At 71.1% G+C, this 10,926-nt stretch carries 8 protein-coding genes and 2 pseudogenes; 5 read left to right on the top strand and 5 right to left on the bottom strand.

Annotation, left to right across the window (positions count from 1 at the left end; genetic code table 11):
• Positions 1 to 237 precede the first annotated feature (237 nt).
• The 4 genes and pseudogenes from FNH04_RS02325 to FNH04_RS47240 all read left to right on the top strand — a co-directional run.
• Positions 238 to 1,635: an L-serine ammonia-lyase gene (locus FNH04_RS02325; RefSeq protein ID WP_322722464.1), complete on the top strand. Its 1,398-nt coding sequence runs from the start codon at positions 238 to 240 to the stop codon at positions 1,633 to 1,635.
• Positions 1,636 to 1,992: 357 nt separating this feature from the next.
• Positions 1,993 to 2,874, top strand: a complete 882-nt coding sequence (fdhD, locus tag FNH04_RS02330) for a formate dehydrogenase accessory sulfurtransferase FdhD (RefSeq protein WP_152779777.1) — start codon at positions 1,993 to 1,995, stop codon at positions 2,872 to 2,874.
• Between the two features lie 127 nt (positions 2,875 to 3,001).
• Positions 3,002 to 4,159, top strand: a pseudogene (gene mshA, locus FNH04_RS02335) (D-inositol-3-phosphate glycosyltransferase); the annotation flags it as partial.
• A 136-nt stretch (positions 4,160 to 4,295) separates the two neighbouring features.
• Positions 4,296 to 4,502, top strand: a pseudogene (locus FNH04_RS47240) (hypothetical protein); the annotation flags it as partial.
• A gap of 70 nt (positions 4,503 to 4,572) precedes the next feature.
• Here FNH04_RS47240 and FNH04_RS02345 read toward each other — a convergent pair.
• Together FNH04_RS02345 and FNH04_RS46310 are read right to left on the bottom strand one after the other, a co-directional pair.
• A complete protein-coding gene (locus FNH04_RS02345; protein ID WP_152779782.1) occupies positions 4,573 to 5,262 on the bottom strand; it encodes a GntR family transcriptional regulator in 690 nt (229 codons plus the stop codon).
• 83 nt (positions 5,263 to 5,345) lie between these two features.
• On the bottom strand, positions 5,346 to 5,501 hold the full coding sequence (locus FNH04_RS46310) for a hypothetical protein (protein ID WP_194236513.1): 156 nt from the start codon (positions 5,499 to 5,501) through the stop codon (positions 5,346 to 5,348).
• Positions 5,502 to 5,728: 227 nt separating this feature from the next.
• Here FNH04_RS46310 and FNH04_RS02350 point away from each other — a divergent pair, with 227 nt between their 5' ends.
• Positions 5,729 to 6,730 (top strand): AraC-like ligand-binding domain-containing protein, encoded by a 1,002-nt coding sequence (locus FNH04_RS02350; RefSeq protein ID WP_152779784.1) that lies wholly within the window; start codon positions 5,729 to 5,731, stop codon positions 6,728 to 6,730.
• 70 nt (positions 6,731 to 6,800) lie between these two features.
• On the opposite strand, the gene FNH04_RS02355 is transcribed toward FNH04_RS02350, so the two are convergent.
• The 3 genes from FNH04_RS02355 to FNH04_RS02365 form a co-directional block, all read right to left on the bottom strand.
• Positions 6,801 to 8,351 carry a sugar ABC transporter ATP-binding protein gene (locus FNH04_RS02355; protein ID WP_152779786.1) on the bottom strand — a complete coding sequence of 517 codons (1,551 nt, stop codon included), beginning with the start codon at positions 8,349 to 8,351 and terminating at the stop codon, positions 6,801 to 6,803.
• A gap of 67 nt (positions 8,352 to 8,418) precedes the next feature.
• Positions 8,419 to 9,525 carry a sugar ABC transporter substrate-binding protein gene (locus tag FNH04_RS02360; RefSeq protein WP_228030984.1) on the bottom strand — a complete coding sequence of 369 codons (1,107 nt, stop codon included), beginning with the start codon at positions 9,523 to 9,525 and terminating at the stop codon, positions 8,419 to 8,421.
• A gap of 48 nt (positions 9,526 to 9,573) precedes the next feature.
• Positions 9,574 to 10,662: an ABC transporter permease gene (locus FNH04_RS02365; protein WP_322722468.1), complete on the bottom strand. Its 1,089-nt coding sequence runs from the start codon at positions 10,660 to 10,662 to the stop codon at positions 9,574 to 9,576.
• Positions 10,663 to 10,926: the final 264 nt, after the last annotated feature.

The raw sequence follows: 10,926 nt of genomic DNA on the forward strand, positions 1-10,926 counted from the left end.
CCCCGCCAACGCGTACACCGCGCACTGCGCCCCTCCACAGGGAGCCGCTGATGCCTGTTCTCACCTCTTCATGAGATCCGGTGCCGTTCGAGGCCGGGTGCGCAGCCACGTGCCCGGCAAGCCCTCGCGCATCCCCTCGCGCATCCCCTCGCGCATCCCCTCGCGCATCCCCTCGCGCATCCCCTCGCGCATCCCCTCGCACTGACAATCCCGTCCTGCTGCTTCCAGGAGACCGGCGTGGCCATCAGCGTCTTCGACCTTTTCTCGATCGGCATAGGGCCGTCCAGTTCGCACACGGTCGGCCCCATGCGGGCCGCGCGCATGTTCGTCGAACGGCTGAAGAAGAACGGCCTGCTGGAGCAGACGGCGTCCGTCCGGGCCGAACTGTTCGGCTCGCTGGGGGCCACCGGCCACGGTCACGGCACACCGAAGGCCGTCCTGCTCGGCTTGGAGGGCCACGCGCCGGAGACCGTGGATCCGGCAGCGGTGGAACGGGAAGTCGAGCGCGTTCGCACCACCCGGCGCCTGCGCCTGTTCGGCGCCGAGTTCGGCACGGCCTGCGAGATCGACTTCGACGAGGCGACTCAGCTGGTCCTGCACCGCCGCCGCTCCCTGCCGTACCACGCCAACGGCATGACGCTCTCCGCCTACGACGCCGAGGGCCTGCCGGTGCTGGAGAAGACCTACTACTCGGTCGGCGGCGGCTTCGTCGTGGACGAGGAAGCGGTCGGTGAGGACCGCATCAAACTCGACGACACCGTGCTGAAGTACTCCTTCCGTACGGGCGACGAACTCCTGCGCCTGGCCCACGAGACGGGCCTGTCGATCTCGGCACTGATGCTGGAGAACGAGAAGGCCTGGCGCACGGAGGAGGAGATCCGCGCGGGCCTGCTGGAGATCTGGCGCGTCATGGAGGCGTGCGTGGCCCGCGGCCTGTCCGGCGAGGGCATCCTCCCCGGCGGGCTGAAGGTCCGCCGCCGCTCCGCGGCCACCGCCCGTCAACTGCGCACCGAGGGCGACCCGGCGGGCCGGGCCATGGAGTGGGTGACCCTCTACGCGATGGCCGTCAACGAGGAGAACGCCGCCGGTGGCCAGGTGGTGACCGCGCCGACCAATGGCGCCGCAGGCATCATCCCGGCGGTTCTGCACTACTACCTGAACTTCGTGGCCTCCCACGCCTCCCAGGAGGAGAGGGAGGAGGGCATCGTCCGCTTCCTGCTGGCGGCGGGCGCCGTCGGCCTGCTGTTCAAGGAGAACGCCTCCATCTCCGGCGCGGAGGTCGGCTGCCAGGGCGAGGTCGGTTCCGCCTGCTCGATGGCGGCCGGCGGGCTCGCCGAAGTGCTCGGCGGCTCCCCGGAGCAGGTGGAGAACGCCGCCGAGATCGGCATGGAACACAACCTCGGACTGACCTGCGACCCGGTCGGCGGCCTGGTGCAGATTCCCTGCATCGAGCGGAACGGCATGGCCGCGGTGAAGGCGGTCACTGCCGCCCGCATGGCGCTGCGCGGTGACGGGCGCCACCACGTCTCCCTCGACAAGGTCATCAAGACCATGAAGGAGACCGGTGCCGACATGAAGATCAAGTACAAGGAGACCGCCCGCGGCGGCCTCGCGGTGAACGTCATCGAATGCTGAGGGCCCGACACCGCGCGAACGTCCGACTCACAAGAGGCGCGCCCCTCATGGACCGGCACGATGCGGCCCGCTGAACCGCAGCGGCCCGGCCCGCAACAAGCGACCACACGTCACCGCGCCCTTGTCGAGCGCGGTGCCGGCCCACCGCCGACGGACGGGTACGGGGCTGCCCGGCCTCTCAGGTCCGCCGTGCCCGGCCGCCGGGAGACGACCCGGCCGTGGAGGGCGGCGTGTGAGGCAGGGAGGCCGGATCGGGCCAGGACGGCCCGTCCCTCACGCAGCCCGACCGCCCGATGCCGGCGATCGGCGGCCGGCGGCCGGGCGGCGCATGAGATCAACGACGACAGGAGTGAGGCCATGGGACGGGTCACCAAGCGACGCCGCGTACTACGGATACGGGAGGGTGCCCCGAGCGTCCGCCCGGACACCCTCGTCGCGGAGGAGCCACTGGAGATCCGGCTGGGCGGCAAGCCGCTGGCCATCACCATGCGCACACCCGGCGACGATTTCGCCCTGGCCGCGGGATTCCTGGTGAGCGAGGGCGTCCTCGGCCTGGCCGAGGAGCTGGCGAACATCGTCTACTGCGCCGGCGCGGCCACGGACGGAGTGTCCAACACGTACAACGTCGTGGACGTCCGGCTCGCCCCGGGAGTCCCGACGCCCACCATCACACTCGAGCGCAACGTGTACACGACGTCCTCGTGCGGCCTGTGCGGGAAGGCCAGTCTGGACGCCGTACGCACCACGGCCCGCTGGCCGATAGCCGACACTCCTCAGCTCCGGGTGGAAACCGACTTGCTGGCCGCCCTGCCCAGCCGGCTGCGGGCCGCGCAGCAGGTCTTCGACCGGACCGGCGGGCTCCACGCGGCCGCGCTGTTCTCCAAGGAGGGCGAGCTGCTGGACCTGCGCGAGGACGTGGGGCGGCACAACGCCGTGGACAAGCTCATCGGCCGCGCGCTGCGGTCCGGCGACCTGCCGCTGTCCCAGCACATTCTCCTCGTCTCCGGTCGGGCGTCGTTCGAGCTGGCGCAGAAAGCGGTGATGGCCGGCATCCCGGTGCTGGCCGCGGTATCCGCGCCATCCTCCCTCGCGGTGGACCTGGCGACCGAGACCGGGCTCACGCTGGTCGGCTTCCTGCGCGGCGACTCCATGAACGTGTACGCGGGCGAACAGCGCATCACCCTCCGGCCCGAGGCCGCGGGACGGCGAGGCCGGACGCTCTCGGCACCGATCGCGTGAGTTCACCATGGCCCGGCAATCCCAGGACAGCCGCATCCCGAACGGAACGCACTCCACAAGCCGCCCGCCCGCTACTCGTTCGGAACCGTGTACCTCCGGCGGCGGAACGCTCACGACCGCGCCGCCGCTGCGTCGTCCCGGGCTCCACCCGCGGCCCCGCCGGGTGGCGATGCTGAGCGTCCACACCTCCCCCCTGCACCAGCCGGGCACCGGCGACGCGGGCGGCATGAACGTCTACATCGTCGAGCTGGCCTCTCGCCTCGCCGCGATCGGAGTCGAGGTGGAGGTCTTCACACGAGCCACCTCCGCCGACCTCCCGCCCACGGTGGAACTGACGCCGGGCGTCCTCGTACGGCACGTGGCAGCCGGCCCGTACGAGGGGCTCGCCAAGGAGGACCTGCCTGCCCAGCTGTGCGCCTTCACGCACGGCGTCATGCAGGTGTGGGCCGGTCACCCACCAGGCCACTACGACCTCGTCCACTCCCACTACTGGCTCTCCGGCCAGGTCGGCCGGCGCGCGGCCGAACGGTGGGGTGTCCCCCTCGTCCACACCATGCACACCATGGCCAAGGTCAAGAACGCCTCGCTCGCCGAGGGCGAGACACCCGAGCCCGCGGCCCGTGTGATCGGCGAGACGCAGATCGTCCGGACCGCCGACCGGCTCATCGCCAACACCGGCAAGGAGGCGGACGAGCTCCTCCTCCACTACGAGGCCGACCCGGCCAAGGTGGCCGTAGTCCACCCGGGTGTGAACCTGGACCGTTTCCGTCCGGACCCCGCCGGCGTCGCGGCCGCCCGGGCACGGCTGGGCCTGCCGCCGGATGCGCTGATCCCCCTGTTCGCAGGTCGCATCCAGCCGCTCAAGGCGCCGGACGTCCTGCTGCGCGCGGTCGCCCGGCTGCTGGACGATCAGCCCGAACTGCGCAAGCGGATCGTCGTGCCGGTGGTCGGCGGGCCCAGCGGCAGCGGCCTGGCCAGGCCGGAGGGGCTGCAGAAGCTCGCGGCCCGGCTCGGCATCGCCGACGTCGTCATGTTCCGCCCACCGGTCGGTCAGGCCCAGCTCGCCGACTGGTACCGCGCGGCGTCCGTCCTGGTCATGCCGTCCCACAGCGAGTCCTTCGGCCTGGTGGCCGTCGAAGCGCAGGCGTGCGGTACCCCGGTGATCGCCGCCGAGGTCGGCGGCCTCCCGGTAGCCGTCCGGGACGGCGTCAGCGGCTTCCTGGTGCCGGGGCACGACCCGGCGGACTACGCGCGGGCCCTGAGAGCCTGTGTCATATCCCCGGCCGGGCGCGCGACGCCTGGCACGCACACTCGCCGCGTTGCCGAAACGCCCACGTGACTCCGCCACGAGGGCGCTCCGGCGCCTTGCGATCGCACGCACCAGACGCCGCGCGCTGATCCGACCGGGGATATGACACAGGCTCAGCCGCTTCACGGACGACGGCGGACTCTCCGTCCGCATGGGCGCCGCGGCGGCCCGGCACGCGCACTCGTTCGGCTGGGACACCGCCGCTTCGGCGGCGGTGGACGTGTACACGGCCGCGATGCACCGGCGAAGTCGTCAACGTGCCCGCTCGGCGGTTCCCACCGGCGGCTCGCCGGCGGACCCCTCCGGTCGCGCTCCTTGACCGAGTCCCTGCTGCCCGCGGGATGCGCTTTGCAAGGAGTTCCTCGCGCCGCCACCATGGGCCCACACCTTCACCCGGGGGCGCCGCCCGCTTCTGACACCGCCGCGCCGGTGTGCATCTTGTGCGCACGGGCCACCTGCTCGATGCGTTCCACCGGTGCGCCGGCGGCGATGAGGTCGAGCAGTTCGGCGTGCTCGGCGACCGAAGACCTGGAGCGGTCGGGGACGTAGCGGAACACCGAGCGGCGGATGGTGTCCAGTCGGGCCCACTGGGTCTCCAGCAACCCCTGGATGTGCTGGTTCGGGCAGCGCTCGTAAAGGGCGAAGTGGAACTCGCGGTTCAGTGCGGAGAACCGGACCGGGTCGAGGTCGTCGAGCGACGCCTGCATTCGGTCGTTGATCTTCCGCGCGCGGGCGAGGTCGGCGCGCCGCAGGTGGGGTGCGGCCAGCGCGGTAGCGTACCCCTCCAGCAGTGCGACCACATGGACGGTCTGTACGAACTCCTGCTCGTCGAACGTGGCCACCCGGGCGCCGACGTTGCGCTGGAACTCCACGTACCCCTCGGCCTCGAGTCGGCGTACCGCTTCGCGGACGGGGACCGGGCTGACCCCGAGCTCGCGCGCCAGCTCGTCGAGGACGAGCCGGTGGCCCGGGCCGTAGACGCCGCTGGTGATGCGTTCCCGAAGGGTGGCGTAGGCCAGCTCGACCCGGGAGGCGCTCTTCGGAGGCGGTGAGCCGGCGTCTGGCTGACGGGCAGTCATGGGGTCAATCATATGTGAATTACCCTTGCCGCCCCTTGGCGTCATATGTGTGATCATATGCGATCTGCCTCAAGGGCCTGGTTTCAGGTGGATGGCGCGCAACCTGGGCAATAGCGGAAGTGCTCGGCCGTTCCGGCCACGTTCGTGTGCCGGGCCAGGGCGGCGCGCGCCGCCGCCACGTCGGCGTCCGAGGCGTCCGCCACGTCGTGTGGGCATCCATCGGCGGGCTCAGCAGTCATGATCGGCCTTCCTGACACGGCTCGCGAAGGGTCGGTGTTACGCGTTGCGCGGCGGTGCGCGAGCACCTCATGCTTCGACCGAGTGTCGTGCGGCCGTACGGGTGTCGGCTTGTCCCACCGGAACCGGTGCTTGTCGCCAGGTGACCTGCTGAGGGGGTGTCAAATGTGGGTAATATCATATACGATTCCCCGGTCTTACCCGGTACCTCACGGGACCCGAGGTGGCCATGACCGTGCTGGTGAGCACCGCTGATGTCTCCGTCCGGGAGCGCGAGGAGGCCTGGCGCGAAGCCGTCGCCCAGGTGTTCGTCCCACTCGACTTCACCTTCTCCGATCCGAGCACCTTCCGCGGCGAGATCTCCGCCGATGTGCTGGGCAGCGTGGCGGTGTGCCGGGTGACCGCCGGTCCGCATCGCGCACTGCGCACCGAGCGGCAGATCGCCCGTACCGAGGAGATGCCGTACTACAAGGTGAGCATGCCGTTGCGCGGCTACGTGCTGGTCTCCCAGGACGGCCGGGAGGCTCCGCTGCTCCCCGGCGACCTGGCGCTCTACGACACCAGCCGGCCCTACGAGGTGTCGTTCGACGACACCTGCAGGCTGCTCGTGCTGATGTTCCCGCACCGCGAGCTGCGCCTGGGCTACGACGCGGTCAGCCGGCTCACCGCCCGCAGGGTGTCCGGCCGCACCGGCATCGGCGCGCTGGTGGTTCCGCTGCTGGTGAATCTCGCCGCGCGACTGGACGAGATCGGCGGCGCCCAGTCGGCGCGGCTGGCCGACAACGTCATCGACCTGCTCAGCACGCTGTACGCCGACCTGCTCACCGTCGCCGGGCACCGGCCGTCCGACCCCAGGCGCACCCTCATGGCGAAGATGCGCTGCTTCATCGAGGACCGCCTGGACGACCCGGACCTCGATCCGGAGACGGTCGCGGCGGCCTGCCACATCTCCGTCGGGTACCTGCACAAGCTGTTCCGGGCCGAGGGCACCTCGGTGTCCCGCGTGATCCGGGAGCGCCGGCTGGAGCAGTGCCGCCGTGACCTGGTCGCGCCGGCCAGCCGTGACAAGGCGGTCAGCGCGATCGGGGCGCACTGGGGCTTCCTCGACGCCGCTCACTTCAGCCGGGTCTTCAAGGCGACGTACGGGGTCTCGCCCCGCGAGTACCGGCTGAGCCGGGACCCGTCCGGGACCGTGGAGATGGCGGCGACCGCCGCAGACCCCGGGGTCTGAACCCGCGTGTCGCGTCGACGCCCAGCGGCTGGGCGGTCAGACCCTGGCCGAGCGTGCGGGACGCCCCTGTTCAGTCGGCCGTGTTCATCTCGGTCAGCAGGCGGTGGCGGTTCAGCTCCGGACCGGACAGCTCGGCGGCCACCCGGCCGCGCCGGAACACCAGGACCCGGTGGCACAGCGAGGTCAGTTCGTCGAGGTCGGTCGAGCACAGCAGCACCGCGGCGTCCCCGCAGGCGTGCCGGATCAGCTCGTGCATCTCGGCCTTGGCGCCGACGTCGACGCCGCGGGTCGGATCGTCGAGCAGCAGAGTGGACGGTGCGGCCTCCAGCCACTTCGCCAGCACGACCTTCTGCTGGTTCCCGCCGGAGAGCAGCCCGGCGGGCTGCTCGACGCCGGAGGTACGGACCGCCAGCCGGGCAACTCGGTCGGCGGCCCTCCGGCGCAGCTCCGATCGGCGCAGCAGGGCGCCGTCGCGGGCCAGGGCGACCGAGCGTACCTGCGCGACGTTCTGCCAGATCGGCTTGTCCGGCATCAGCCCGAGCCGGCGGTCGCCGGAGACGACGGCCACTCCGCGGCGTACCGCCTGGCGCAGACTGCGCGGCGGCGCCCCGGCCGAGGCCCGGTGCGGCAGCCGCAGCTTGGCGGCGGACGCCGTGCGTACCCCGGAGATGACCTCCAGCAGCGCCTGGTGGCCCGCGCCCGCCACTCCGGCCAGCCCCACGATCTCGCCGACCCGCGCGGTGAGGCTCACCCCGTCGAGTACGCCGGGCACGGTGACGCCGTGCACCTCCAGGCCCGCGGCCGAGGGCGGGGCCGACGCCGGTGCGGATGCCGGATGCGGAGCGGGGTCCGGGGCCGGGCCCTGGGTGTGCGAGGCGAGTTCCGTCTCGGCGAGGAGCTTGTCGCCCAGCATGGCCCGCACGATGCCGTCGATGGTGAGGCCGGCGCGGTCGGCCCCGGCCATCACCACCTGACCGTCCCTCAGGATGGTCACCTGGTCGCTGAGTTGCATGACCTCTTCGAGGAGGTGCGAGACGAAGACGACCGCGACCTGCCGTCGGCGCAGTACGTCGAGTACGTCGAGCAGACGCCTGCTGCCGCTGTCGTCCAGGGCGGAGGTCGGCTCGTCGAGGATGAGCACGCGCGGCTCGGTCAGCAGCGCCTTGGCGATCTCGACGAGCTGCCGCTGGGCGAGGGTCAGCTCGCCCACGGGGGCGCGCAGCGGGACGTCGAGGCCGAGTTCGGCGAGGACGGGCTCGGCCCGGGCGGCCATCGCGCGCCGGTCGAACAGCACGCCACGGCGCAACCGCTCCCGCTTGGTGAACAGGTTCGCCAGGACGTCCAGGTCCGGAAACAGGTTCAGCTCTTGGGACACCACAGCGACGCCGTGACGCGCCGCGTCGGCGGTGTCGGAGAATCTCACGGGGACACCGTCGAGCAGGATCCGGCCGCCGTCCGGCTCGACCGCCCCGGCGAGGATCTTCACCAGTGTGGACTTGCCGGCGCCGTTCTCGCCGAGCAGCGCGTGCACGGTGCCCGGCGCCACCGAGAAGTCCATGGGGCGCAGCGCCACCACACCGCCGTACGACCGGTGCACGCCGGATGTCTCGAGCACATTCATGTCGGCTCGCTTCCTCCTGTGAACGTGGCCGTGCGGGGCCGGCGCACCGGACCCGCACGGATGGATGTCAGTCGGCCTGGTCCAACGGGGCCAGCGGCGGGTCGGCCAGCTGCTTGTCGATCTCCTTCTTGAACCACTCCTTGCGCGACTCCGGGCTCTTCTGGCGGGCGAGGATGTCGTCGATGTTGGACTCGTCGATCAGCAGGTTGCCGGAGTTCCACCAGCCCTCGGGCACCGCCTTGCAGGTGCGCTTGGCCTCGATCAGCAGATGCATGGCGATGTAGCCCTTCATCCAGTGCTCGGGCGAGGAGAGCGCGAAGAGGCTGCCGTCCTTGACCGCCTGGAGCGCCTCCGGCGGCAGGTCGGCTGAGGCGGCCAGGTAATCGCGGCCGGTCTGCTTGGCGATCAGCGGCAGCGACACGCCGTCCTGGCCGCCCACCCCGATGAACGCGGTCGCCTTGGGATGCGACTGCACCACGCTCTTCCACGCGTTGAAGTTCTCGGTGGGCTCGGACTTGGTGTCCAGCGGGCCGACCAGCTTCGCCTTCGGCAGCTTGGCCTTCAGCACCTTCTGGACCCCGTCGAGCCGCTGCACGAGCAACTGCAGCGAGGGGATGTCGTTGCCCAGCACGACCTGACCGTCGGCCTTCGGGTTCTGCGCCACGTACGCCTCACCCAGCAGTTCGCCCAGCTTGGTGTTGCTGTTGGCGACGAACGTCTTGACCTTGGTCCCGGGCGGCGGGCCGGCGTCCACGGCGACGACCGGCACACCCGAGTCGGTGGCCGTGTTGAGCGGCCGGACGAACAGGTCGGGCGTGACCGTCATATAGGCCACCCCGTCGGTCGCGGTGCGCGCGGCCGCCTGGAACAGCGACACCTGCTTGGGCCCGTCGATGCCGGTGGGCGCGGTCAGTTGGAGCTTGACGTCGCCGTCGTCGTCGGCGGCCGCCTGGGCGCCCATCGCCATTTCCTGGAACGGGTTCTGCGTCGTGGAGGCGTACACGAACGCCATGTTCAGCTGCTTGTCGGCGGTGTCACAGGACCCGCCCGCGGAGCTGCTCTTCGCCCCTGTGTCGCTGCATGCGCTCAGCACCAGCAGCGAGGCCATGGACAGCGCACCGGCGGCCACGGCCTGCCGGTGACGGGTGCCCGCGGCTCGGCTGAACGGTTTCATAGTGTCTCCTTCGGAGGGTGGGCAGCGGGCGGAAGGCTGCTGCCGGGTTCAGCTGGTGGCCGTCCTGGTGGACCTGTGCGCCGCTCGGCGGCGACGGACGAGGCTGTCGACTCCGACAGCGAGCAGGATCACCAGGCCGGTGGCGAAAGCGCTCCAGTTGGCCGGCACGCTGAAGTAGGTGAGGCCGGTCGCCACGATGTTGAGCAGGATGGCGCCGACCGCCGCGCCGAACACGGTCGCGCTGCCACCGCGCAGCGGGGTGCCGCCGATGACCGCCGCCGCGATCGCCTGCAGTTCGAAACCGCCGCCGATGTTCGGGTCGCCGGAGGTGAAGAACGCCAGACCCAGGACCGCCGCCACGCCGACGAGCAGACCAACCAGGATCAGCACCTGGGTGCGTACCCGGGTGACCGAGATACCGGAGAACCGGGCCGCCTCGGGGTTGGATCCGATGGCCAGCACCCGGTGTCCGAACGGGGTGTGGTGCAGCGTCACACCGACCACCAGGGTGATCACCAGCAACACCAGGATGCTGAACGGGATGCCGAGCACCTTGCCGCCGACGACGGAGAAGAACGAGTCACCGATGGGGAGGTTGACCACCTGGGTGCCGTCCGTCAGGCCGATCGCCAGGCCGCGGAACACCGACAGGGTGGCCAGGGTGGCCACGATCGTCGGGATCCGCATGACCGCCACGATCGTCGCGTTGACCCCGCCGAGCACGCCACCGAGCACGATCCCGGCGGCCGCCGCGAGCCAGCTGTTGAAGCCGGCCTGGACGAGCATGGCGACGGAGATCAGGCACAGTCCGAACATCGAACCGACGGACAGGTCGATCTCACGCATGGAGACGAGGTACGCCATGCCGGCCGCGATCAGGCCGACGTACGTGGACGCCTGGAGGGTGTCGAGCAGCTGGTTGGGCTGCAGATACGTCGGACGCAGCGCCCCGATGGCGAACAGGAGCACGAGCGTGGCTCCGATGACGCTGACGGACGGCGCGCGGGCCAGCCGCTGCAGTGTGCCGATGGGTGAGTGGCTCGGCCGCCGGCTCTGCTCCGGCCGATGCTCCGGCCGTTGCTCCGGCTCGACGCCGGGCTCCGCCGTACCGCGCTGGGCCATGTCGTCGGTGGTCACGTCCGTCCTCATCTCTCATCCGGCCGGAGAGCCCGAACCGAACGGAAAAGCCGATGTCATGAATGACCTGATCCAGTGGCCGGGCCGCCGCGGCCCATCAGCAGGGCTGCACCGGGTCCCGGTGCAATGAGGCTGCGGCAGACCGGGCTCCGCCGACTTGTCTGAGCGTCGCCAGGCCTTGTCGGCGAATGCACGAAACGCGGTACGGAACACCGTCCCCGCCGCGGCGTGCCTAGCGTGTGCCCGTCCCGCCATCCCCCGTGC

This window comes from Streptomyces phyllanthi (assembly GCF_009377205.1).
In the GTDB taxonomy this organism is placed as follows: domain Bacteria; phylum Actinomycetota; class Actinomycetes; order Streptomycetales; family Streptomycetaceae; genus Streptomyces; species Streptomyces phyllanthi.